Origin of the sequence: Campylobacter concisus (genome assembly GCF_902460895.1) — a bacterium.
Classification (GTDB): Bacteria; Campylobacterota; Campylobacteria; order Campylobacterales; family Campylobacteraceae; genus Campylobacter_A; species Campylobacter_A concisus_BC.
Genome location: NZ_CABPVL010000006.1, coordinates 4,391 through 26,655, shown reverse-complemented (window position 1 = coordinate 26,655; position 22,265 = coordinate 4,391). Strand labels below are relative to the sequence as shown.

General features: G+C 38.7%; 31 protein-coding genes. 18 read left to right on the top strand and 13 right to left on the bottom strand.

Annotation, left to right across the window (positions count from 1 at the left end; genetic code table 11):
• Positions 1 to 274 precede the first annotated feature (274 nt).
• Genes F3G98_RS09660 through F3G98_RS09640 form a run of 5 tightly spaced genes read right to left on the bottom strand, consistent with a single transcriptional unit; the run spans position 275 to position 4,902 of the window.
• On the bottom strand, positions 275 to 1,615 hold the full coding sequence (locus F3G98_RS09660; protein WP_103608018.1) for a DUF945 family protein: 1,341 nt from the start codon (positions 1,613 to 1,615) through the stop codon (positions 275 to 277).
• The gene (locus F3G98_RS09655; protein ID WP_180999477.1) at positions 1,612 to 2,178 is read right to left on the bottom strand and encodes a DedA family protein; all 567 of its coding nucleotides are present in this window, start codon (positions 2,176 to 2,178) and stop codon (positions 1,612 to 1,614) included. Before F3G98_RS09655 ends, F3G98_RS09660 begins: the two co-directional genes overlap by 4 nt.
• The gene (locus F3G98_RS09650; RefSeq protein ID WP_021085236.1) at positions 2,178 to 2,774 is read right to left on the bottom strand and encodes a lipid-binding SYLF domain-containing protein; all 597 of its coding nucleotides are present in this window, start codon (positions 2,772 to 2,774) and stop codon (positions 2,178 to 2,180) included. Before F3G98_RS09650 ends, F3G98_RS09655 begins: the two co-directional genes overlap by 1 nt.
• Positions 2,775 to 2,783: 9 nt before the next feature.
• Positions 2,784 to 4,337 carry a ribonuclease Y gene (gene rny / locus F3G98_RS09645; protein WP_035145211.1) on the bottom strand — a complete coding sequence of 518 codons (1,554 nt, stop codon included), beginning with the start codon at positions 4,335 to 4,337 and terminating at the stop codon, positions 2,784 to 2,786.
• Entirely contained in the window at positions 4,258 to 4,902 is a 645-nt protein-coding gene (locus F3G98_RS09640; protein WP_103608016.1) for a 5-formyltetrahydrofolate cyclo-ligase, read from the bottom strand. Before F3G98_RS09640 ends, rny begins: the two co-directional genes overlap by 80 nt.
• 49 nt (positions 4,903 to 4,951) lie before the next feature.
• Between F3G98_RS09640 and F3G98_RS09635 the strand changes: the two genes are divergently transcribed.
• The 6 genes from F3G98_RS09635 to F3G98_RS09610 are packed head-to-tail and all read left to right on the top strand — an operon-like array spanning position 4,952 to position 8,891.
• Positions 4,952 to 5,590, top strand: a complete 639-nt coding sequence (locus F3G98_RS09635) for a TlpA family protein disulfide reductase (protein ID WP_103608015.1) — start codon at positions 4,952 to 4,954, stop codon at positions 5,588 to 5,590.
• On the top strand, positions 5,590 to 6,456 hold the full coding sequence (ftsY, locus tag F3G98_RS09630; protein WP_021085234.1) for a signal recognition particle-docking protein FtsY: 867 nt from the start codon (positions 5,590 to 5,592) through the stop codon (positions 6,454 to 6,456). Before F3G98_RS09635 ends, ftsY begins: the two co-directional genes overlap by 1 nt.
• Positions 6,449 to 6,811, top strand: a complete 363-nt coding sequence (locus F3G98_RS09625) for a VanZ family protein (RefSeq protein WP_103636362.1) — start codon at positions 6,449 to 6,451, stop codon at positions 6,809 to 6,811. The genes ftsY and F3G98_RS09625 overlap by 8 nt, the downstream gene beginning before the upstream one ends.
• Positions 6,786 to 8,126, top strand: a complete 1,341-nt coding sequence (gene radA / locus F3G98_RS09620; protein ID WP_149726104.1) for a DNA repair protein RadA — start codon at positions 6,786 to 6,788, stop codon at positions 8,124 to 8,126. Before F3G98_RS09625 ends, radA begins: the two co-directional genes overlap by 26 nt.
• 13 nt (positions 8,127 to 8,139) lie before the next feature.
• Positions 8,140 to 8,514 carry a hypothetical protein gene (locus F3G98_RS09615; RefSeq protein WP_149726103.1) on the top strand — a complete coding sequence of 125 codons (375 nt, stop codon included), beginning with the start codon at positions 8,140 to 8,142 and terminating at the stop codon, positions 8,512 to 8,514.
• Entirely contained in the window at positions 8,508 to 8,891 is a 384-nt protein-coding gene (locus tag F3G98_RS09610; RefSeq protein WP_103643056.1) for a DUF7674 family protein, read from the top strand. The genes F3G98_RS09615 and F3G98_RS09610 overlap by 7 nt, the downstream gene beginning before the upstream one ends.
• A 22-nt stretch (positions 8,892 to 8,913) precedes the next feature.
• Here the strand turns inward: F3G98_RS09610 and F3G98_RS09605 are convergent, their stop codons facing one another.
• The 4 genes from F3G98_RS09605 to fliL form a co-directional block, all read right to left on the bottom strand.
• Positions 8,914 to 9,513, bottom strand: a complete 600-nt coding sequence (locus F3G98_RS09605) for a hypothetical protein (protein WP_180999476.1) — start codon at positions 9,511 to 9,513, stop codon at positions 8,914 to 8,916.
• 14 nt (positions 9,514 to 9,527) lie between these two features.
• Entirely contained in the window at positions 9,528 to 10,145 is a 618-nt protein-coding gene (locus F3G98_RS09600; RefSeq protein ID WP_103608013.1) for a hypothetical protein, read from the bottom strand.
• Positions 10,146 to 10,259: 114 nt separating this feature from the next.
• The gene (gene acpS / locus F3G98_RS09595; RefSeq protein WP_103608012.1) at positions 10,260 to 10,604 is read right to left on the bottom strand and encodes a holo-ACP synthase; all 345 of its coding nucleotides are present in this window, start codon (positions 10,602 to 10,604) and stop codon (positions 10,260 to 10,262) included.
• A complete protein-coding gene (fliL, locus tag F3G98_RS09590; RefSeq protein WP_002942267.1) occupies positions 10,601 to 11,137 on the bottom strand; it encodes a flagellar basal body-associated protein FliL in 537 nt (178 codons plus the stop codon). The genes acpS and fliL overlap by 4 nt, the downstream gene beginning before the upstream one ends.
• 58 nt (positions 11,138 to 11,195) lie before the next feature.
• On the opposite strand from fliL, the gene ybaK reads away from it, so the two are divergent.
• Positions 11,196 to 11,678, top strand: coding sequence for a Cys-tRNA(Pro) deacylase (ybaK, locus tag F3G98_RS09585; RefSeq protein WP_149726102.1), 483 nt, complete (start codon positions 11,196 to 11,198; stop codon positions 11,676 to 11,678).
• On the opposite strand, the gene F3G98_RS09580 is transcribed toward ybaK, so the two are convergent.
• Together F3G98_RS09580 and F3G98_RS09575 are read right to left on the bottom strand one after the other, a co-directional pair.
• Positions 11,667 to 12,653, bottom strand: coding sequence for an SAM-dependent methyltransferase (locus tag F3G98_RS09580; RefSeq protein WP_149726101.1), 987 nt, complete (start codon positions 12,651 to 12,653; stop codon positions 11,667 to 11,669). The genes ybaK and F3G98_RS09580 overlap by 12 nt on opposite strands.
• A complete protein-coding gene (locus tag F3G98_RS09575) occupies positions 12,650 to 13,258 on the bottom strand; it encodes a trimeric intracellular cation channel family protein (protein WP_149726100.1) in 609 nt (202 codons plus the stop codon). The genes F3G98_RS09580 and F3G98_RS09575 overlap by 4 nt, the downstream gene beginning before the upstream one ends.
• A 118-nt stretch (positions 13,259 to 13,376) precedes the next feature.
• Between F3G98_RS09575 and F3G98_RS09570 the strand changes: the two genes are divergently transcribed.
• Positions 13,377 to 14,042 (top strand): lipid-binding SYLF domain-containing protein, encoded by a 666-nt coding sequence (locus F3G98_RS09570; RefSeq protein ID WP_149726099.1) that lies wholly within the window; start codon positions 13,377 to 13,379, stop codon positions 14,040 to 14,042.
• 108 nt (positions 14,043 to 14,150) lie between these two features.
• On the opposite strand, the gene F3G98_RS09565 is transcribed toward F3G98_RS09570, so the two are convergent.
• Complete coding sequence (locus F3G98_RS09565) at positions 14,151 to 14,360, bottom strand: hypothetical protein (protein WP_002942234.1); 210 nt, start codon at positions 14,358 to 14,360, stop codon at positions 14,151 to 14,153.
• Between the two features lie 150 nt (positions 14,361 to 14,510).
• On the opposite strand from F3G98_RS09565, the gene F3G98_RS09560 reads away from it, so the two are divergent.
• From F3G98_RS09560 to modD, 10 genes are all read left to right on the top strand, one after another.
• Positions 14,511 to 14,957 (top strand): Fur family transcriptional regulator, encoded by a 447-nt coding sequence (locus F3G98_RS09560; protein WP_103597479.1) that lies wholly within the window; start codon positions 14,511 to 14,513, stop codon positions 14,955 to 14,957.
• Between the two features lie 102 nt (positions 14,958 to 15,059).
• Positions 15,060 to 15,383: an HMA2 domain-containing protein gene (locus tag F3G98_RS09555; RefSeq protein ID WP_021088492.1), complete on the top strand. Its 324-nt coding sequence runs from the start codon at positions 15,060 to 15,062 to the stop codon at positions 15,381 to 15,383.
• On the top strand, positions 15,376 to 16,026 hold the full coding sequence (locus F3G98_RS09550; protein ID WP_149726098.1) for a ferritin family protein: 651 nt from the start codon (positions 15,376 to 15,378) through the stop codon (positions 16,024 to 16,026). The genes F3G98_RS09555 and F3G98_RS09550 overlap by 8 nt, the downstream gene beginning before the upstream one ends.
• A gap of 31 nt (positions 16,027 to 16,057) precedes the next feature.
• The gene (locus F3G98_RS09545; RefSeq protein WP_223231347.1) at positions 16,058 to 16,369 is read left to right on the top strand and encodes a hypothetical protein; all 312 of its coding nucleotides are present in this window, start codon (positions 16,058 to 16,060) and stop codon (positions 16,367 to 16,369) included.
• A gap of 9 nt (positions 16,370 to 16,378) precedes the next feature.
• Positions 16,379 to 16,693 carry a magnetosome protein MamC family protein gene (locus F3G98_RS09540; RefSeq protein ID WP_021090128.1) on the top strand — a complete coding sequence of 105 codons (315 nt, stop codon included), beginning with the start codon at positions 16,379 to 16,381 and terminating at the stop codon, positions 16,691 to 16,693.
• Positions 16,693 to 17,013, top strand: coding sequence for a YtxH domain-containing protein (locus tag F3G98_RS09535; protein ID WP_180996462.1), 321 nt, complete (start codon positions 16,693 to 16,695; stop codon positions 17,011 to 17,013). The genes F3G98_RS09540 and F3G98_RS09535 overlap by 1 nt, the downstream gene beginning before the upstream one ends.
• Positions 16,982 to 19,072, top strand: coding sequence for a heavy metal translocating P-type ATPase (locus tag F3G98_RS09530; RefSeq protein WP_411160839.1), 2,091 nt, complete (start codon positions 16,982 to 16,984; stop codon positions 19,070 to 19,072). Before F3G98_RS09535 ends, F3G98_RS09530 begins: the two co-directional genes overlap by 32 nt.
• A gap of 14 nt (positions 19,073 to 19,086) precedes the next feature.
• Positions 19,087 to 20,550 (top strand): alanine/glycine:cation symporter family protein, encoded by a 1,464-nt coding sequence (locus F3G98_RS09525; RefSeq protein ID WP_103594194.1) that lies wholly within the window; start codon positions 19,087 to 19,089, stop codon positions 20,548 to 20,550.
• Positions 20,551 to 20,560: 10 nt separating this feature from the next.
• The gene (locus F3G98_RS09520) at positions 20,561 to 20,818 is read left to right on the top strand and encodes a hypothetical protein (protein WP_021088499.1); all 258 of its coding nucleotides are present in this window, start codon (positions 20,561 to 20,563) and stop codon (positions 20,816 to 20,818) included.
• Between the two features lies 1 nt (position 20,819).
• On the top strand, positions 20,820 to 21,653 hold the full coding sequence (modD, locus tag F3G98_RS09515; protein WP_103608024.1) for a ModD protein: 834 nt from the start codon (positions 20,820 to 20,822) through the stop codon (positions 21,651 to 21,653).
• A 310-nt stretch (positions 21,654 to 21,963) separates the two neighbouring features.
• Here the strand turns inward: modD and F3G98_RS09510 are convergent.
• Positions 21,964 to 22,265 (bottom strand): methyl-accepting chemotaxis protein (locus tag F3G98_RS09510; RefSeq protein WP_223231346.1); only part of this gene is annotated, 302 nt, incomplete at its 5' end.

Below are 22,265 nucleotides of genomic sequence, written 5' to 3'. Positions count from 1 at the left end.
GGATCAAACTCTCCATATTAATTACCTATCTAATAGATAGGATTTTTATTATGAAGTTTTTAATCAAAAAAACTTTTAGTTTTTATATTAGTTTGTCTAATCTATTATTTAATCATAATAGACTGGCTCAATCGATCACTTGTTTAGATTTCAAAGATTGACTAATAGTTTAACAATTGTAAGTTAAAAGAACTTTCTGCTCTGCGTTCTGCAAAACAGAAAGTGAAGTATATAGAAGTGATGCTTAAAAGCAGATAAAAATCAGGCTATTTTTTTAAAAGCCCATAAAGAAATTTTGAAGTCCAACCTTTTCATTAAAAATAATATCTTTTTTATTTGGATCGTACTTAAATTTACTTACTACTTTTTTGCCATCTTCTTTTAAATATCCAGCAGATATAAGTGTTGGCTCGATAAGAGTCATCTCAGGAAAGAGCGTATCAAAAAATTTAGCCAAAGTCTCATCCGCGCTTAGCTCACCATTAAGTGATAGCTTATCAAAGATCGCAAGCTGACTTTCTCCGCCTTTAAAGCCATTGATAGAAGCATCTAGTTTTAAATTTATCGCATTATTGCCATTTTTAAAGCTTAATGTATCCACTTTCACACTTGGATTTTTCTCTAAAATTTGACCCATTACTTCGTCCAAATTTAACCCAGCAAAGATACTATCATTTGTATCAACATTTACATTACTTAGTCTATCAAGTATATTATTTATAGTTGGCACGTTGATATTTGCTATTTTGCTATCTAAGATAAAATCTGTAAATTTCACTTTATTAACAGCAACTACACCTATCTTCACCACATCTTTTGAGCTACCAAGATCATTTGAGACTTCAAATTTCGAGTTATACTCAAGATCATCTAAAGCAACATTGCCATCCTTTTCATCTAATAATGCTAATTTTTTAATTTTAGCCTTTGCTATGTAAGGAGCCAGCTTGCTCTCAAATATCTTTGAAATTTCAACTGGCACAGTGTAGCTTGTATCTATATCGACGCCTTCAAGATTAACTTCTGCTTTATTTTCTTCATTAAGATCTTTTAATGAAACTTTCTCAAGACCCAAGTTTGCGCTATTTACATTATCTTTAGCGTCCAGTTTCAAGCCAAATTTCACATCCTTTGTATGAACGTTCATGGTTTGCTTGTCACTAAAGTCGATATCGCTAAATTTAACATTTACATCTTTATCGCCACTCACGCTAGCCTTTGTTTTAGCCGTTGCGACGACGTTTGATCCAAGAAATGAAGCTACGATATTTTTTATCGCCTCATTTTGTATAGAAATTTTTGAGTCGATATCAAAGCCATTTACAAATGCAAGCACTGAGTGAGAAATTTCATTTTCTACCTTAAAATTTAGATCCTCATCTACATCTTTGCCAGCCAAATTTTTCAAAAGATCCTTTGAAACGATAAGATCAAACGATCCTTTTGAGCCAAAAAAGCCTTTTTGATAGCTATTTTCTGAAACTTTAAAGCCATTTACATCATTTAGTCTATCAACTATCCTTTGATAGTTCTCCTCGACCTTGTTTGAGGCGAAATAAACAGCGCCTGCGACGATCACGATAACTACAATTAGAGCAGATATCACCTTTTTCATGCTTTTCTCCTTTTTGTAATGTGTTGTAAAAATAACCAGATACCTAATAACAAGCCTACCATGGCAAGTGGCATGATATAGCCATGCTCGCCAAGATAATTGCTCACACTCATAAAATAATCCCCTGCTTTATAGCTAGCAAGACCGACGATCACTGCCCAAAGCACTGAAGAGATCAAATTTATAACGCTAAATTTATAAAAAGAGTATTTTGTAAGTCCAAGTGCGATAGGCACCAAAGTTTTGACGCCGTAGATAAATTTTTTGATAAATATTATCTTATCGCCATGCTTTTTTGCCAAAATTCCAGCGTAGGCAAGCTTTCTTTTGTGATTTTTTACATAAGGCATAAGCAAGCTTTTATTAAACCTTGCGACGTAAAAGATCAAAGTATCGCCGATCGTATTTGCCACGGCAGCGACGATTATGCTAAGAGTGATGTCCATTTTGCCAGCAAAGCTTAATATCCCAGCAGCGATAAGCGCTACCATACCACCACCAAGACTGTAAAAAAACAGCACGACATAGCCGTAAGTTGAGATTGAATTTATTATATCTTGCATCATTGCCCCAAAAGTTTTGAAGCAGAAGATATTAGCTGCTCGTATGCATAGCCACTTTGTTTTAAAATTTCATCCTTTGCACTAATCACTGCTCCGCCAAAGCTTGCTCCTGCGAAAAATCCATCATTTGCAGCATACGCGTAGATGTCGCTTGAAAATTTAAAATCGCTTACTTTATTATAATTGCGTCCAATATCGCCAAATGCTACTGAAAGCTTCGTATCAAGCGTGATCTTGGCGTCTTTTATGTCGTAGATAATGCTATCTTTAAATATAAATAGCACAAGCGAGCTATCTTCATAGCCAAGCTGTATGCCGATGCTGCCGCCACTTATACTAACTGGCAAAATTTCACTTGGCGAGTTGATGTTGCCAACGACCATGATGCCATCTCCACCCATGCCACCGACCACAAAACCGACTTTTTTTACACTTGGGAAGATGATCGTCGCTTTTGACTGCTCGATGAGCTCTTTTATAGGAGCGTTTCTAGCGCCTCTCATCGTCGTTATAAACGAATTTGCCGAGTCTAGCACGAGCTCCTCGCTAGCAAAGCCAAGCGAGAAAAACATTATTAATGATAAAAGAAATTTCATATCTTGCCGTTATTTCGCAAAATCAACAGCGCGAGTCTCTCTAATGACGCTTACTTTGATCTCACCAGGATACTGCACCTTGCTCTCGATCTCTTGAGCGATCTCTTTTGCCACAAGCACTGCCTCATCGTCGTTTATGAGCTTAGCATTTGCGATGACACGGATCTCACGGCCAGCGTTGATCGCATAAGCTTGCTTGATGCCCTCTTTGCTTTTTGCGATGTTTTCGATCTCTTCAACACGTTTTAAGAAGCTCTCAAGCACCTCACGTCTTGCTCCTGGACGAGCTGCACTTAGTGCGTCAGCTGCGCAAACAGCGGCACTTTCTATACTTGTCGCCTCTTCGTGGCCATGGTGAGCGTAGATCGCGTTGATGACGACTGGATGCTCTTTGTAGCGTTTGCAAATTTCAGCTCCAAGATCGACGTGGCTGCCCTCGTACTCATGAGTTAGAGCTTTGCCGATGTCATGAAGTATGCCAGCTCTTTTTGCTAGCTTCTCATCTCCGCCGCACTCAGCTGCGATGATGCCAGCGAGGTGGGCTACTTCAAGGCTGTGCGCAAGGGCATTTTGGCCGTAGCTTGCTCTAAATTTAAGCTTACCTATTAGTTTTACTATCTCTGGATGAATTTTATTTAGACCAAGGTCCATGACGATGTTTTCGCCCTCTTCTTGTATGCTTTGCTCAAATTCTTCAGTCACTTTTTTGTGAAGATCTTCTATCCTTGCTGGCTGAATTCTGCCATCCTCCACCAAAAGCTCGATCACTCTTGTTGCGATCGCACGTCTGTAAAGGTTAAAGCTGCTTAAGATGATCGCGTGTGGGGTGTCGTCGATGATGATATCAACGCCAAGCACCATTTCAAGGGTTTTAATATTACGTCCCTCTTTGCCGATGATCCTGCCTTTTAGTTCATCGTTTTTGATATTTACGACATTTATCAGACGTTCAGCCGCAAATTCTCCAGCAAATCTTGACGTAGCCTGCGCCAAGATGTAATTAACCCTCTTTTTAGCCTCTCTTTTTGCCTCTTCTTCGTACTTTCTAACGATGTGAGCGATGTCGGCGCGTGACTTCTCTTCGACCTTTTTAAGCACGACCTCTTTTGCTTCTTCCTCTGTTAAGCCAGCAGCGTGCTCAAGCACTCTTATCGCCTCTTCTACTTTGTTTTGATAAGTCGCTTTTAAATTTAAACCCTCTTCGTAAGTGACCTTCGCATCTTGCTTATCTTTTTCAAAAAGCTCTTTGCTCTCGTTTAAAAGCTCTTGCTCATTTAGCAAAATTTTCTCTTTTTTACTTAGCTCATCAAATTTACTTGCATACTCTTTTTGAAGCTTTGTCGTCTTGTCGTCGTATCTTTTTTTAGCCTCAAATTCAGCCTCTTGCACTGAAATTTTAGAGTTTTTAAGTGTTAGCTCAGCTTCATACTCGATAGCTTTTGCCTTTGCTTTTGCCTGCTCTAAAAATATGTTGTAGTTTGCATCATTTATCTTTTTGGCGTAAAGATACCCTGCTCCAACGCCCACCACACCGGCTCCTAAGCCTATTAAAACCTCTATCATTTATTCCTCTTTTTATATAATTTTTGCTTGGGGTTATATAAAAGTCTGCTACCGCATCGTGCGCCTTTGAGAGCACATCTTTGGTGTAGAAGTCTTTTACCTCTAAGAAAACTATCAGTTTTGGCTTAACGGGCAAAGTGTCAAAAAATCTATCGTAAAATCCTTTTCCGTGCCCTATCCTTGCCATAGCTCCATCAACCCCAATCGCTGGAACTACCGCCATATCGAGTTTAACATTATTCATTTTTTTGCCAGATGGCTGTCTGACATTAAATTTATAAGTTAGAAATGGCAGTCGCAATCTTACCATCTCTAAGCTAAGACCTACCATAAAAGGGGCAAAAATTTCACATTTATGTGATAAATTTCGTCTTATTTTAAGCACATCGACTTCGTAGTTAAGCGGCAGGTAAAAGAGCACCTTTTTAGAATTTGTATAATTTATCAAATTTAAAAGTGTTTTTACCGCCTTATAATGCGTGCATTTTGCTCTAAATTTAGTGAGCTTTATCAAATTTGCTCTTGCATTTTTTCTAAATTCGTTTTTTTCTAAATTAACGCTCATTTTATGCTCTTTCTTGTATAATCCTGAAACATTTTTCAAAAGGAAATTTATGACACTAAAACACGCAATTATAACATCACTTTGTCTTTTTGCATTTTTCGGATGCGGCGACAACAAAAGCCAAAAGAGCGAGCAAAACACTAGCGAGCCAGCTGTGCAAAGTAAAAATTTAGAAGAAAATGCCAGCAAAGATGAAAATTTAAGCAAAGATACGCTCACACCAAAGATAAGCGAGAGCGCACAACAAAGCGACGAAGTAAAAGATATAAGCCTAAAACTGCTTAATGGCACAACTATGCAGATCACAAAAAGAAGCAACGGCTTTGACGTAAAAGATGGCAAAAAAGCGACACTTTACGTATTTTTCGCCACTTGGTGTCCACCTTGCAAGGCTGAGATACCATCTTTAAACAACCTAAGTGAAAAATTTAAAAACGAGCTAAGCATCGTTGCTGTCTTGCTTGAAGACAAGAGTGAGGACGAGGTTAAAGAATTTGCTCAAAAGTATAAGATCAAATACGACATCGCAGTTGGCGAGGGAAATTTCTTATTTGAAAAGGCGATGGGCGGCATCAAAGGACTCCCTGCATCTGCGCTTTTTAAAGCAAATGGCGACTACGCTCAAGGCTACATCGGTCTTGTGCCTGAAGAGATGCTTGAAACTGACATAAATAGGGCCATAAAATAATGCTTGAGTTTTTAAAAAGAGGCTTTGAAAAGACCTTTGGAGCGATCAGCTCGGCTAAGAAGTCAAAAAAGATCGACAAAGAGAGCTTAGAGGAAATTTTACTAGAGGCTGACGTGGCTTACGAGATCGTGGAGGAGATTTTATACTACTTGCCGCCACAAGATGAAGTGAGCAGAGCCGATCTAAGACGCGTTATGAGCAGCTATTTTATCTACGAAAAAGAGCGTGTGATCGAGCCTGACAAGCCATTTGTCGATCTCATCCTTGGCGTAAATGGCGCTGGCAAGACGACAACCATCGCAAAGCTAGCAAATTTATATAAAAATAACGGCAAAAGCGTCATTTTGGGCGCTTGTGATACATTTAGAGCTGGAGCGATCGAGCAGCTACGCCAATGGTCGATCAGACTAAATGTACCAATAGTCGCCACCCAGCAAGGGCATGATCCTTCAGCTGTTGCCTACGACACGATCAGCTCAGCCCTTGCAAAAGGCATCGACCGCGTCATCTTAGACACGGCTGGCAGGCTTCAAAACCAGACAAATTTAGCAAACGAACTTGATAAGATCGTTCGTATCAGCAAAAAAGCCTACGAAAAGGCGCCTCACCGCAAGATCCTCATCCTCGATGGCACGCAGGGCAACGCTGGCGTCGCGCAGGCAAAGGCATTTAACGAGATCGTCTCGCTTGATGGCGTCATCATCACAAAGCTTGACGGCACTGCAAAGGGCGGAGCGCTATTTGGCGTGGCAAGGGAGCTTGAGCTACCTATATTTTATATAGGCGTTGGCGAAAGTATGGACGATATCATCAAATTTAACCCAGACGAGTTTTTAGACGAGCTGATGGACGCCATTTTTGAGTAGGGTAAAATTTCTTAGTAAAATTTGCTTTTTCGCTGCTCTTTTGGCGATTGATATTCTTGCTTTTATTCCAAAAAGTCCTGCGATCATCGAAAATTCGTGGGACAAAGCAAACCATTTTTTAGCTTTTTTCGTCCTTTATATCCTGCTCTACCTTGGCTATGAGTTTAAAATTTTAAAAAATTTAGCCCTACTTTTAGCCTTTGGCGTGCAAACAGAGCTCGTTCAGGCATTTTTACCAGACAGAAGCTTTAGCCTGCTTGACATCGTAGCAGACATGATCGGAGCGGTCTTTGGAGTGATAGTAGTTGAAATTTTAAAAAGGATATATTATGGCAAAAGCAAAGCCAGTTTTTGAGTGTCAAGCGTGTGGTAATCAACAGGCAAAGTGGCTGGGCAAATGCCCACAATGTGGAGCTTGGGATAGCTTTGTCGAGCTTAGCCAGCAAGAGATAAAGATAAGTAAAGAGATAGCAAAAAGCAGTGGCACACCTAGCAAAGCCATAAGCATCGACGAAGTCGAAATTCAAAATTTCACGAGATTTAGCACCAAAGATAGCGAGCTAGACCTTGTTCTTGGTGGTGGCGTGGTCGAGGGTTCACTTGTGCTTATAGGCGGTAGCCCGGGCATTGGCAAATCAACCCTGCTTCTAAAAATCGGCTCAAATTTGGCAAAAGACGGCAAAAAAACGCTCTATGTAAGCGGCGAAGAGAGCCAAAGCCAGATAAAAATGAGAGCTGATAGGCTAAATGCGGTGGATAAAAATTTATATCTGCTAACTGAAATTTGCCTAGAAGATATCATGCTAGAGGTGCAAAAGAGCGACTACAAGGTGCTAGTCATTGACTCCATACAAACACTTTATAGCCAAAATATTACCTCCGCGCCAGGCTCGATCACGCAGGTTCGCGAGATCACATTTGAGCTAATGAGGCTTGCTAAGAGCCAAAATATCTGCGTTTTCATCATCGGACACATAACCAAAGAAGGCTCGATCGCAGGGCCTAGAGTGCTTGAACACATGGTCGATGTGGTGCTTTATTTCGAGGGCGACGCGAGCAGAGAGCTGAGAATTTTGCGCGGGTTTAAAAACCGCTTTGGCTCGACGAGCGAGGTTGGTATATTTGAGATGAGCCAGCGCGGACTGGTGAGCGCAAATGAGGTCTCAAGCAAATTTTTCACACGTGGCGGGGCGATGAGTGGCAGTGCGATCACCATCATAATGGAAGGCTCAAGGGCGCTTAGTATCGAAATTCAGGCACTTGTTTGCGAAAGCGCCTATCCAAAACGAAGCTCCACTGGCTTTGAAAAAAACCGCCTAGATATGCTGCTAGCACTTCTTGAGCGAAAGCTTGAAATTCCACTTGGGCACTACGACGTCTTTATAAACGTTTCAGGTGGCGTTAAGATAAGCGAGACCGCGGCCGATCTAGCCGTCATCGCAGCGATCATCAGCAGCTTCAAAAACCGCCCTATCAGCAAGGACAGCGTCTTCATCGGCGAGCTAAGCCTAAACGGCGAGATAAGAGAAATTTTCAATCTCGATCAGCGCCTAAAAGAGGCAAAAACGCAGAAATTTAAAAATGCGATCATCCCAAACAAACCGCTTGACACGCAAGGTCTAAAGTGCTTTTACGCCAAAGATATCACGCAAGTGCTTGAGTGGATGTAGGGATAGTTTCGGTATGCTTTTTGCGCAAAATGACAGTGATCTACAAAGCCATAAAGAGATAATTTATGCTTTTGTGTCAAAAGATAAAAGATTTTTTAGTGAATATCAAAAAGAACTCACGAGAAATTTACCACTTTATCCCGGCTTAGAGCTATTGCTTATCGATTTTGCAGTCATTTTGGTGGAAAATTTTGACCAACTAAGCGAGCAAGATAAGCTAGAAATTTTTAGTTTAGTTGAGAAAAATATTAAGAGCGATAACTACGTTGGCGCGGCATTTTTGACTGACTTTATTGAGACGATACAAAATGTTTCAAACAAAGAGCAATATAAGAAAATTGAGAAATATTTTGGTGAAAATACAAAAAATAAGGCAAAGCCATGCTAGCCCAAAAAGACATTTTTGTATATGAAGATTTTTTATATATTTTTATATCAAAGGACATTAGATATTTTGAAATTTATCAATCTGAACTTTTAAATTTTATTCCAAATACCCCAGGATTACTTACTTTATTGGAAAATTTTGCAAATGTTACAGTTTATATTTTTGATGAACTAAGCGAGAAAGATAAGCTAGAAATTTTTGACTTAGTTGAAAAAAATATTAAGAACGATAACTACGTTGGCACGGCACTTTTGACCGGCTTTATTGAGACGATACAAAATGTTTCAAACAAAGAGCAATATAAGAAAATTGAGAGATATTTTGGTAAAGAAACTTTATCACTCGCAGACAAGCTGATAGAATTTTGGGGCATATAGGCTTTTATAAAAACATTTAATTTTACTCATCAAGCACCGATATTCCACTTGGACAAATTTTAGCAAGTGGGTTGTTATACTCTTGGTGGCATTTTTCGCACTTTATGACGCCTAGCTCTGCACTTACCTGCTCTGCGTTGTAGCAATGCGGACAAACGACGTAGCCATCTGCTTGCGTATCTACTCCTGTAGCTTTGATACTTGGGTCTTGATAGTCGTTAAAGATTTTTCTAAATTCATATCGTGAAAATGATCTTTTTATAGCACTATCAAATCTCTTATAATACGCTCTTAACGCTGGCAATTCATCGTCCCAAAATTCCTCTACAAACCCAAGATAATTTATACATTTTGGAGCAAACATAAAAATGCTCTCGTTTATCTGTCTTAAAACCCAATCAGCACCAATAGTGTCATCTGTTATAGCAAAAATATTTGCATCAAAACTCCAAGTTCTATAATCAAAAATCACTGAATAACTTATACAACATGGGTCATTTTTATTTACCTCTATCCCGCAAACTTCATACTCTTGATCTATTTTTAGATAATCACCAATAGAATTATATGTTGGTATGTAGTATTTATCTTTATCAATACCATCTTTTAGTCTTACTTTCAAATTTATCCTTTAGATTATGTCGTCTCTATAAATTTAATAGCTCTTTTAAGTACAAAATTTAGCCTATCAATACTTGTCATCGCTTCAAATTTGTCGTCATCTAGCTTCATATAGCACCAGCTTTGACCGCTATTTTTTAAATACTCATATCTTGTTTTATTGTCAATATTTATGTTTATTTTAACTAGTTCATTTTCAAAATTTAGCTTAAAATTAGATACTTTGCCTAGTGTTTGAAAGTCGTTTATAGCCTTTAACTTTAATTCTATGCCATTTTTAAGTCTGTTTTGCACAACTTCTTTATCAATCTCTCTTTTTCTTTGCATAAAATTTTCCAAATACCATGGATCTTTATCTGATAATAAATAATAATATTTACCAAAATCGGACGCTATCTCATTGTATGAATAAATAATAACAAGCTCTCTTTTTGATAGCACCCAAGAAGTCGGCATAAAGTTATCTAAAATTTCAAAATATTTAGAGTCGTAAAAGAAAGGATAACCGTCATCAAGAGGATCAAGAAGATAACTAACATCCATATCCTCAAAATGCAAACCATATACTATATATTTTTTATGTAGTTTCAGCTCCTCTCGCTTCTCGTTTGTTTTTACACATCTAACTATCACTTAAGCTCCTTCATTAACTTTCAAATTTCTTTTTAGTAAAAATTCTTTAAAATTTTTGCAAGTATTTAGCGGCTTAAATATATAAAATTAAATCATTCTTAGAACAGATAAATTTCACACCATCATCACTGCAGCTACGGCAAATCCGCCGTCGTGAGTTATACTAAGGCTTGCTTCTTTGATATTAAAATTTGTATAAATTCTTGGGCTAAATTTTATCTTTGGTGCGTTTCTTGCGTCTTTGCTGAGCATAATGTCTAAAAAGCCACACTCTTTGCTGATGCCCACACCAAGGGCCTTACTAGCTGCTTCTTTGGCCGCCCAAAATCCAGCCAAAGTCGCATCATTTTTTGCTAGCGCGATCTCATCATCACTTAAAAATCTCTTTAAAAAAAGCTCGCCGTGACGAGCCTTTAGTCTTGAAATTCTATCTATCTTAACGATATCGATGCCTATCATTGCACCACAAAATCAGTAAAAAATATGTTTTTGATGTAGCCATCATTTAGCACTTCATTTAGCTTGCCGACGATCTCGTCTTTTAGCCTATCCTTGCCCTTTGCAGTGCTTACTTCTTCGTAAGTTTTAGATGAGAGCGTTCTTATGATGATATCTCTTAAAAGTGCTTTTTTCTTATCAAGCTCGGCAGTTAGTAGCTCGTCGCTTTGCTCTAAATCGATCTTAGTTTTAAGAAATCTTGATCCATTTTCACTAAGTAAATTTACGACAAACTGATCAAGCGGATATATAGGTCCCATGTTCGAATAGTCGTTGCCACCGCGTTTTGCTTTGTTTTGAGCGGGTGCTGGTTGAGTTTGAGTCTGAGCTGGTGTTTGCGCCATATTTGCCTCTTTTGGCTCGTCAGAACTAAGCATCAAAAACGCCACTAGCCCTCCGATAACTAGCAATAAAACAAATATCGCGATGATGATTATCATCAAAGCGCCATTGCCACCTTTTTTTGCTTTTTTCTCTTCAACTTCTTCAGCCATCTTTCCTCCTTTAAGTTTTGGCTATAATTATACAAAAAATTCACAAAAATGAGAAAAGATGATACATAAAACCAACGCCGCTAGGCTTTTGGACAAGCTAAAAATAGAGTATGAGATACTTGAATATGAAGTCGATCTAAACGACCTTTCAGCCATTCACGTAGCAGCTAGCACCAAGCAAGACATAAAGCAAATTTATAAGACGATCGTCTGCCAGTGCGAGCCTAAAAATTTTGTCGTTGCTTGCTTGCAAGGCGATCTGGAGCTTGATCTAAAAGCACTTGCTCATGCGTGCGGAGCCAAACGCTGCGAGCTTATAAATTTAAAAGATCTAGAAAAGATCACCGGCTACATCAGAGGCGGCTGCTCGCCACTTGCTATGAAAAAGCACTTTGCCACATTTATCGATGAGCGAGCAAAAGAGCAAGAGTACGTGCTAGTAAGCGCTGGAGTAAGAGGCAAGCAGATAAAGATAGCACCAAATGACCTTTTAAAAGCTTGCGAGGCTAAATTTGCACCTATCGCTAGACTAGCCCTTTAAAAACTCTATAAATTTAAACTTCTCCCCCAAAAACTCAGGTGAGAGTAGAAATTTTGCCTGTTTGGCTGCATTTTCATAGGCTTGTTTGCTCCCTTTTTCAAGCACCAAGGATAAAATTTCATCCACGCCAAAGTCGCAAACCAAAGCTTCATTTTGCTTTTTAAATTTAAGCATCAAAAAGCCAGCCTCGCTAAAAGCCTCACTAACTTGCTTAAAGCAAAGGCTGTAAGTCAGATCCGAGCTTTTAAAATATGGCTCTAGGTTTGAAATTTCAAACAAAGAAAAAACTTGATGATCTTTAAAAACTCTTAGGCTAAATTCATTTTTTGGCTCAAATTCTCCGTAGTCAAAGCTTAAAAATCTAACTTTCTTTGCCGCATTTGCAAGCTGAGCTGCAAATTTAACGTAACTAGTTGAAATTTCGCCCTTTTTTATGCCAAATTTCTTTGCTAAATTTAGCAAATTTTGATCCGCCTTTTGCCAGTGAAATTTTAGATCATCATCCACAAAAAGCATATTTTCCCCATCTATCACCTCGCAGCTAAATGCGTCAAGTAGCTCATTTGAGATGACAAAAATTTCATCAAACGAACACTCACCTAAATTTTCATAGTGTTTTATTTTTATCTCATTACCAAAGCGGTTTTTAAATGTTTCAAGCTGTTTTTTGCGTAAAATTTCATGAGGCTCGATGACGATAAACTCTAAATTTGGCAAAATTTCTGGCTCAAGCGTAAATATACCTTGCACAAAATCGGCCAGCATATCGCCTGAGTTTGCACCGATCTCCACGACCTTACAAGAGCTAGAAATTTCGCCATTTTTAAGTAGCTTTAAAAAGTAGTTTGCAAGGCAAGCGCCAAAGAGGTAGCCAACGCTTACATTTGTGTAAAAATCGCCCTTCTTGCCAATATCCACGCCAAATTTATAGTAGTTTTCATTGACCCAGGTATCAAAAAACTCGCTAAATTTCATAGATCAGGCAGCTTCCAGCCCCTGTAAAATGCAAACATCCTGACCGTGATACCAAGTGCGAGCAAGAGCATAGTAAAAAATATGTTGCTAAGACCTAAATGATAGAGGATAAAGTAGGCAAGCCCCACGCCAAGGCTTATCGTGCCATAAAGTCCAGTGCGTAAAAACCATGGGACTTCATTTAGCAAGATATCTCTTAAGATACCGCCGCCAACTCCGTTAAAAAAGGCGATCATCATGACGCCAAAGACGTTGTAGCCGTACTCGATGGCAACCATCGCTCCAACGATAGAAAAGCAGATAACGTCGATCGCATCGGCAAAGATAAAGACAAATTTCTTCTCCAAGCCCTCTCTTTTTATATGTAAATTTGTGATCCTAGATACGACAAGCATAAAGATGACAACACTTACTGGCATGTAGTGAGTGAATGAATAAACCGCCCTACCAACGAGCATATCACGCATGATACCGCCTCCAAGCGCGGTCAAAAATGCGGACAAAAAGACGCCAAGCCAGTCGCACTCCCTCTTTACAGCAAACAAAAAGCCACTAAGCGCAGCTGATGCGATACCAACGTACTCCACAAAAAGTATTAAGCTCATATTTTTTCCTTAAAAAATGGGCATTTTATAATGAAATCTCATAAAATTTCATTAATAAATTTTTAAATAATAGTTTATTTTAGGCTATAATAACAAAAATTTTAAATAAGGAAATTTGATGAAAAAAATTCTAACTTTACTCTTTTTGATTGGCTCATTTTTTGCGTTAAATTTAAACGCTGATGTGATTCAAAATCAAAAATTAAAAAATGCGATAAACATTTTAAACGCTTTTGGCACTAGAAATTTAAAACCAAATACCAAATTTACAGGCATTAAAGCCATCGCTATCATCCCAGACGTGACAAAAGCAGGCGCGATCATCACTGGCTCAAAAGGCAGAGGCGTATTTATCGCTAAAAACGACAATGGCGAGTGGTCAAGCCCATTTTTTGTAAATTACACATCTGGCAGTATCGGACTTCAGCTAGGATATAGCTCGACTGATATGATCATTTTGTTTAAAAACTCGGAAGCCTACGCAAGCTTGTTTAACGCAAAAGATACAATCAGTCTAAAAGCAGAAGCAACTGGCGGCGTTGGCAACGAAGTGGCGATAGCTAGTGATTTGCCTGAAATTTCAGCATTTGTCGAGGAGCGTGGCAAGACAAGTGGAGCTTTCGTGGGCGTTAGCTTAGATGTGGCAAGACTTAAGATAAACGCACAAGATACAAACGACTACTATGAGAGAATGTATGACTTTGAAGATATCTACAACAACAGCCCAAAAGCTAGCAAATACACAATCAAATTTAAAGAGATAATCTCAAAATACTTCTTATAATAACCTCATGCCTTGGCTCTTTTAGAAGAGTCAAGCTCTCTTTTTTATATTTTAAAGATTTTAGAAATTTAGTTTATAAATTTAGAAAGATTATGGCTTAGCCTTTTGCTAAACCATAAATAGTGATACAAAGCGTTTTTTAGGGATTGGAGAAAATTGAGTCATATATTCAAACGCCTCTTCGTAGTCGCCGTCTGTATATTGCGCGACTTGCTCGATAAGCTCGTAAAGCTCTTCGTCATCCATCGAGTCAAAGCTGCCTCTATTTTCCAAAACCTCTAACAAAACGGCGTCTAATTCTAGCTCGTCGTAAGTCATTTCGTTCCTTAATTCTGATTTAAAAAATGCGAAACTATACCAAAAGAAGCTTATAAAATACTTTACTTAGAATTTGTAATAAATTTTATGCATTTTTTAGTAGAAAAGTTGTAAAATCTTTACATTCATTATCAATTTGATAGGGATTTTGTGGAAGACTTTGAACTATTTTACAAGCATTTTAACGAGTTTTTAAAAGCTTTTAATCAAAAAGGCTCTGAGATAAAAGAGCAAATTTTGCGTGTGCTTTTTGCAAGCAAGTCACATCTAAATGCTCAAGAAATTTGTCAAAAAATTTATGAAACTTACAAAAATGAAATTTCAATGACTTCTATATATACCTTTTTAAATTTTCTTGAAGAGCACCATTTGGCAAATAGTTTTGAGCAAAATGGTGTTAAAAATTACGAGTTAAATTTAAAGTCCTCTCACGATCACCTGATCTGTGAAATTTGTGGCAAAGTGGTTGATTTTGAAGATGAGATGATAGAGCAAAGACAAGATCAAATTTGTAGCCAAAGATCGTTTAATGCTGAGTCTCACAAGATGATACTTTATGGAATTTGCAGTGATTGTCAAGCAAAAAATGGGATTTAAATTTATCATTTCATTTTGTTTTTTGATAATGAAAGACAAAAAAATTTCAGATTTGTTTAAGTTACAGATTAGATAATACGCAGACAAAATAAAAGGATGAAAATGGATATAAAAACACAAACTTTAGCACAAGTTGCAAGCTATTTTTCGATGATAGCCCACACAAATGGCAGACTAAGAGTAAGGGTTAGCCCAAAGATAAAAGAGCTAAGCAGTAGCGTAAATTTGGCCAGTTTAGATGATATGATCGCTCAGATAAATGGTATAAAAAATGTTAAATTTAACAAGATAATCGGCTCTGTAACGATCGAATACGATCATGAAATTTTCCCTAAAAATCTCTGGGAGGATCTCTTAAAAGGGCAAAATTTAGAAGAAATTTCAGCTAAAGTAAATGAAGTAGCAAAAGAAGTAAAATATGCTTAATGAGCTTTTAAACGCCTCTTATACGAGCGAAAAAAACGCACTAAGGCTATATGAAAGCCTAGCTTCATTTGGCGAAGTATTTGATCAAATCGCAAGTGTTAGAAAAAATGCGATCATCTTGATAGAGAAATTTGCAAGTGCGCATGAGTATGAGCTTGTTTGTGAAAACGAAGCTATCTTTTTGCCAGCAAAAAATAAAGAAGATGCGCTGATAGAGGCACTAAACTATGAAAATGAGCTAAACAAAATGTATGAAAAATTTTGTGAAAGCTTAGATGATGAGGAGCTAAAAGATCTTTTTTTTAGACTTTGGGCTACTTCAAATAACGAATATATCGCCTCTTTAAAGCACTGCTTAAAAGAAATTTATAGCGGAGCTGTGGCAAAAAATGAGCTAAATTTAAATGAAATTTCACAAAATTTTGAGCATAATGGCATAACAAATATTTTAGAAAGCTATCAAAATGACTTTAATGAGATAACTAAAAGCTTGCAAAATATCGCAAGTGGTAAGGCTGATAAAAGCGAGTTGGCAAAGATCACAAACAATCCAAATTTCTCGTTTTTTAGCGGGCTTGCACTTGGGGCATTAGGCATTTCAGTAGTTAGCAAAAATTTAAATAAGGATGAAGAAGATGAATAATTTACAAAATCAAACAAAGAAAGGATTTAAAATGGCATTACCATTTTTAGCAGGTTTAGCAGTAGGCGGTTTAGCAGTAGTTGCTTGGAGTAAAAGAGATAAGATCAAAGAGTGCGCAAAAGACGGCTTAGACAAAGGCAAAGAGGCTGCAAAAGATCTTTACAAAAAAGGCAAAAATGTCGCAAAAGACGCAAAAGACTTCATGGTAAAAGAAGAGAAAAAAGCAAAACGCGGCGCTAAAAAAATAGAAAAAGAGGCTGAAAAAGTGGTTAAAAAAACAAGAAAACCACGCGCTAAAAAGCCTGCAGCTCCAAAAGCTATCACACCAAACGATATAGCTTAAGGATAGAGAATGCAAGAAAATAGTCTTTTTACGCTTTCAAACACAAGGCTTCCGTTTGATCACTTCATCAGCGGAGCCTTAATCGCTGGCATGGGTGCGGCTGCACTTGGCTTTAACGACTATCTAAACAACAGAGCAACTAAAAAAGATGTCGCTAAGAAGATAGTAAAATACGCTGTAACTGGCGGTTTTGTAGGTGCTGTTGGCATTCACGCTTCAAATTTGATAGCGCAAAAAAAATATCTAAACGCAGCAGCTTTCACAGCAGCTGGCATCGGCGGTCTTTTGATAGCTGAAGAACTAATAAAATTGGAGAGTAAATAATGAATAACCCTTACATCAATGAAGAAAACGCAAACGAAGTAGCAGCAAATAACACAGCAGCAACTCAGCCAAGTGCAGTTGATAATGCAATAAACAATGCAGCTCAAAATTTACCATTTGTACCTGAAAATTTTAACGCAGCTGGCTTTGTAAAAGGCCTACTTTTAGGCGGCATAGCAGCTTATGTGCTAACTAATCCAAAAGCACAAGAGTGCGTATTTAAAGCGATCATCAAAGGTGGTGAGCTAATAAACGCTGGCATAGAAGAACTAAAAGAGCGTTTTGAAGATGTCAAAGCTGAACTTGACTCACAAAAATAAGGTCACTCTAGCTCATAAGAGCAAAAACAGAGCGAGGTTTATTTGCGAGAGCCTAAATGCCAGAAGCGATGTCAGCGCTATCGAGGCTGCGATCTCAGAGCGAACCGATGCAAGAAGCGTGCGTGTAAATAAATACGCAAAAAGCATCATCGTCGAGTTTGATAAGAGCTATGAGAAAATTTTAGACTTTATAAAAAGCTATGATTTTCCAACCAAGCCAAAAGATGAGAGCCTGCCTAGCAAAGCAAATATCTACAAAGCTGCTGCTGCACTTGGTGTAACGCCGTTTATGAGTAACAAAACTCTAAAATCAGCCGTAACTCTTTACGCAACAGCTCCAAATTTAATAGAAGGTGCAAAAGAGCTAAGGCATGAGGGCATCACCTCAAAAGTGCTTGAGGCAACTGCTATTGGCACTAGCCTTGCAATGGGCGATCATTTGGCTGCAAATAGCACAAATTTGATGATAAATATCGGCGAATACATGGAAGAAAGTGCTAGCCACAGAAGTGATGATCTCATAAAAGAGCTAGCCAAACCAAACATCGAAGAGGTCTGGGTCGAGCGAAATTTAAACGGTGAAAAGACGCTTGAAAAGGTAAAAACCGAAAATTTAAAAAAAGGCGACATCGTAGTAGTCGGAGCTGGCGAGACGATAGGCGTTGATGGCTACATTGTCGAGGGTAATGCTGATGTCAATCAAGTCTCAATGACTGGAGAGGCAGAACCCGTGGCAAAAGCTAGAGGCGACCGCGTCATAAGTGGCACTGTTGTCGATGAAGGCAGGATCAAAATTTGGGCTGAAAACGTAGGTAGCGACACCGCAACCGCAAGGATCAAAGAGTACATCCAAACTTCACTTAATGAAAAATCAGCCATCGGAGTAAAAGCTCTAAAACTAGCTGATAAGCTAGTGCCAGTCACACTCTCTCTTGCTGGGCTTTCGTATGTTATAAATAAAAATATGAACAGCGTTGCAAGCGTGCTTCAAGCTGACTACTCTTGCGCGCTTAAGCTTGCTACGCCAGTTGCGTTTAAGTCAAGCATCTCAAAGGCTGGCAGAAACGGCATCCTCATAAAAGGCGCAAAGGCGATCGAGGCTCTAAGCTCGGTTGATACCTTTGTCTTTGACAAAACAGGCACTCTAACTCATGGACGCCTAAGCGTGGTTGAAATTTACTCTTTTAAAGATGGATTTTCAGAGGCTGATATCTTAAATTTAACAGCAAGTGCCGAGGAGCACTACTTCCACCCAGTGGCTGAAGCGATAGTTGAGGCTGCAAACAAGCGTGGATTTAGCCACATTCACCACGACGAGGTCGAATTTATCGTGGCTCACGGCGTAAAAACTGCGATGCACGGCAAAGAGGTGATCATCGGCAGTAGGCACTTCTTAGAAGATGATGAGATGATAAGTTTTAAAGCTCATGAAACGCTTATAAGCAAGGCTTTGCAAAGCGGTCTAACCTTGCTTTATGTGGGATACGACAAAGAGCTTGTTGGTGTGATCGCTATGAAAGATGATATGAGAGCAAACGCTAAAGATATGGTGGCAAAACTACGAAATCTTGGCGTAAAAGAGATAGTTATGCTAAGTGGCGACATCAAGAGCAAGGCTGAAGAGGTAGCGCACGAGCTAGGGCTTGATAGAGTATATGCTGAGTGCTTACCAACGGACAAAGCAGCGATCATCGAGGAGCTAAAAAATGAAGGCAAAAAGGTCGCTTTTGTTGGAGATGGCATAAATGACGCGCCAAGCTTAACAAAAGCAAATGTTGGCATAAGCATGCACAAAGGTGCAGATATCGCTAAAGCAACGGCTGATATAAGCCTTTTAAAAGACGACATCATGAGCGTGGCGCTTGCAAAAGAGCTCGCAAATAAGACCATGAAGCTAATAAGCTCAAATTTCCGCTCAACCGTTGGCGTAAATACAGCCATACTAAGTGCCGCAACGCTTGGCATGCTAAATCCAATAGCAACTGCTATGCTTCACAACGGCACGACGATCTGGCTTCTGCTCAACTCAATGAAGGGCGTGAAGATCAAGTCAAAATAAATTTGAAAGGATAGATGGTGTTTGAGAATTTCTTAAACTTTTTAAACGGCAAAATGGATGTAGCCAACGACTTTTTATATGGATATTTTTTGGTTATCATCCTTGTAGCTTCAGGAATTTACTTTAGCTATCTTACCCGTTTTGTGCAGTTTAGGATGTTCTTTGAAGCTTGCAGAGTTCTGGTAGAAAAAAAGGACAAGTATAACAAGCACCATTTGACGCCATTTCAAGCGCTGATGATCTCGACTGCTTCGCGTGTCGGTATCGGTAACATCGCTGGAATTTCAGCTGCCATCGTCGCAGGTGGTCCAGGGGCACTTTTTTGGATGTGTTTGATGGCGTTTTTAGGCTCAGCTTCAGCCTTTATTGAGAGTACTCTAGCTCAAATTTATAAGACCAAAGATGTCTTTGGCTTTAAAGGCGGTCCAGCTTACTACATCAAAAATGGGCTTGGCATAAAGTGGCTTGGCTCTTTGTTTGCTATCATCCTCATCATCACCTATGCTTACGGCTTTAACGGGCTTCAAAGCTACACCATGACCTCTGCCTTTGAAATTTACTACGACCAAGCAGGCAGCAATATCACCTTTGCGCAAAGCGGCTTGCCTATTGGCATCGGACTTATCCTTACAGCATTTACGGCTGTGATGTTTTTTAGCAAAAGCCACATCATCGGCAAAGTTAGCTCATATATCGTGCCTTTCATGGCGCTTACTTATATCTTACTAGCTATCATCGCGATCGTTTTAAATTTCAAAGAAATTCCAGCCGTTATCAAGATGATCATAGAAAGTGCATTTGATTTTAAAGCGATATTTGGCGGTTTTGCTGGAAGCGTGATCGTGATAGGCATAAAAAGAGGGCTTTTCTCAAACGAAGCTGGGATGGGTTCAGCGCCAAATGCAGCGGCTGCGGCGCACACAAGCCACCCAGTCAAGCAAGGGCTAGTGCAAGCAATGGCGGTCTTTATCGATATGACGATATGTATCGCTTCTGGTATGATCGTGCTTTTTTCTCAGGCATATCTTACAAAACAAACTGGAGTAAGTGGCGAAGTTCTAACCGCCCTACCTCTCGTTCAAGCAGCGATGAAAGAGTATTTTGGCGACTTTGGGCTACACTTTACGACCCTTGCAGTAGTGCTGTTCGCCATCACATCACTCATCGGCAACTACTACTACGCACAGGCAAATATGAAATTTCTAACTAAGAGTAAAAATTTAACACTTGCATTTAAGATCACAGCAGTGATTATGATATTTATAGGCGCTCAGATGAACTTAAAGCTCGCTTGGAATATCGCTGATATCACGATGGCGGCTATGGCTACGATAAACATTATCGCCATTTTCTTACTCTCAAAAGTGGTGATAATAGCGATAAAAGACTACGAAGCGCAAAGAAAAGCTGGTAAAAATCCAGAATTTGACCCAGAGAGTCTAGGCATCAAAAATACAAGCTGCTGGGGCAAAAACTAAAGGAGAAAATTTGGGAAAAGATATAAAGATAAGCGGCAAACTACTAGATCTAAACACTCATAGACAAGTGGCAAAGGTCGGCATGAGCGTCACTTTGGCATCTGTTTGCCTAAGCGCACTTTTTATGAAAAATAGATCTGTTAAAAAATTCCACGTAGTTTCTGGCATCGCATTTACATGCTTTGCGCTTTACCACGCTGGACTTTACGATAACGGCATCTTTAAAAAGATGATCGTAAAAGCAAAAACCGCTTCAAAAAAGGCATAAAATGAGACTAAGCGACGCTGAAATTTTAGACTACATAAACGAGGACCTACCCTACTTTGACCTCACAACGTCGCTTCAAAATATCGATAAAAAAGCCTCGCTTGAAATTTACTCGCGTGATGAAATTTGCGTAAGCTGCGTAGATGTGGCAGCAAGTGTGGCGAGACTACTTGGGTGTGAGAGTGAAATTTTTGTCAAGAACTCTCAAATTTGCAGGGCTGGCGATGTTATCATAAAAATTTATGGTGGCTACGAAGATGTGCATAAGGCTTGGAAGCTGGCTCAGGTCGTGCTAGAATACGCCAGCGCCATCACAACCTACACAAACAAAATGGTAAAAGCTGCAAAAAGCGTCAATGAAAAATGCGAAGTCTTAGCAACCAGAAAGAGTTTCCCATTTGCAAAGAAATTTTGCGTAAAAGCCGTGCTTGAAGGTGGTGGTGGCATGCATAGACTGGGGCTTAGTGATAGCATTCTTTTTTTTAAAAATCACATAAAAGCTTACTCTAGCTTTGATGAATTTGTCTCACATTTACCAGAATTTAAAGCCAAAATGGTCGAGCGAAAAATCTGCGTCGAGGCTGAAATTTTAGAAGAAGCAAGTAAGCTTTTAAAGGCAAAATGCGACGTCGTGCAGTGTGATAAATTTAGCCCAGAGCTTATCAAAAACGTGCTAGCTTTAAGAGATGAAATTTCGCCAAATACCATAATCCTAGCAGCTGGCGGTGTAAATTTAGCAAATGCAAAAGAATTTGCAAATGCCGATGCGATAGTAACTTCTGCAATGTATTCAAAAGGCGTTGCTGACATCAGCGCAAGACTTGAAATTTTGTAAAATTTTACAAATAAAAATACATATAATTTATATATCAAATAATAAATATCTCTAATTCTGCTAAGTATTTTAGTAAGCGTCTATCAAATTTTAAAATTTCATGAGCGAGTAATTTCGGCTCTAAAATTTGAGCTAAGCGCTAAGCGAAGCCAAATTTTAGTAGTCAATTCTTGCAAGTGAATGGAATTTTAAAATTTGTAAAGATTAAAACCCAAACCCAGCTTAAACCAGGTTGGAGTTTATGAATATTAATGAAGTGTTTTGTCTTAAACAAATTTAAGTTTGTTAAAACCCTAAGAAAGAAGTGTTTTTAAAACCTCTTCTTCCTAACCTCTTCAACTATGGCTTTAGCCATCTCATCTACTTCTGATGTGACTTCATTTGCTTGGTTTGCAATTACCACATTCTCTTTTGTTAAGTGATCTATTTGAGCAACTGATTGATTTATCATATTTATGCCTTCACTTTGCTCTTTGATTGATTCACTCATCTCATTTATTGATTGAGCTAGGACATTTGTATTTGCTTCTATCTCTCCTAGAGATTTTTGAGTTCTTTCTGCTAGTTTTCTTACTTCATCAGCAACAACAGCAAATCCTCTACCATGTTCTC